The sequence below is a fragment of the Rhizobium sp. P38BS-XIX genome (assembly GCF_012641435.1).
Taxonomy (GTDB): Bacteria; Pseudomonadota; Alphaproteobacteria; order Rhizobiales; family Rhizobiaceae; genus Rhizobium.
The window spans coordinates 1-731 of record NZ_JABAIJ010000033.1 but is presented as its reverse complement, the minus strand read 5'-3'; the positions used below and the strand labels follow the sequence as shown (position 1 = coordinate 731).

General features: G+C 61.4%; 1 protein-coding gene. It reads right to left on the bottom strand.

Going from position 1 to position 731, the window contains the following annotated elements:
• Positions 1 to 731, bottom strand: a 731-nt coding sequence (locus HGP17_RS33380; RefSeq protein ID WP_168816343.1) for an iron ABC transporter substrate-binding protein, incomplete at both ends; no start/stop codon positions are given.

Genomic DNA, 731 nt, shown 5'->3' with positions numbered 1-731 from the left:
GTGACCCACTTCAGGAACGCCTGTGCTTCCTTCTGATGCTGGCTCGACGCCAGAACAGCACCGCCCGAGATGCTGACGAAGGCGCCAGGATCCTGGTTCTTGAAGTAGTGCAGCAGCACGTTCTTGCTGTTTTCGCCGGTCTTGGCCTGATCGCCGAACCAGTAATAATGATAGATCAGCGCGCCTTCGATCTCGCCGGCATTGACGGCCTTCATGGCAACGCTGTTGCCCTTGTAGAAGCTCGCATTTTCCTTCATCGCCTTCAGCCAGGCGCGGGTTGCGTCTTCGCCCTTCAGCTCCAGGAATGCGCTGACGATCGCCTGGAAGTCGGCGCCAGCCGGGGACGCGCCCCAGCGGCCCTTCCACTTCGGATCGGCCAGATCGAGCATCGACTTCGGCAGATCGGCTTCCTTCAGCTTGGTCTTGTCATAGGCAAAGACCGTGGAGCGGGCGGCAACGCCGATCCAGTTGCCATCGGCAGCCTTGAAGGTTTCCGGCACCTGGGCGAGCGTGGCGGCATCGACAGGCGCAAAGAGCTTGTTGGCGTCGACCAGCGTCATGCCCGGCGAGTTCTCGGTCAGATAGACGTCGGCCGGGGACGCGGCACCTTCCTGGATGATCTGGTTGGCGAACTGCATGTCGCTGCCGTTGCGGATCGTGACCTTGATGCCGGTTTCCTTGGTGAAACCATCCGCCCAGGCCTGCGTCAGCGTCTCGTGCTGCGCGTTGTA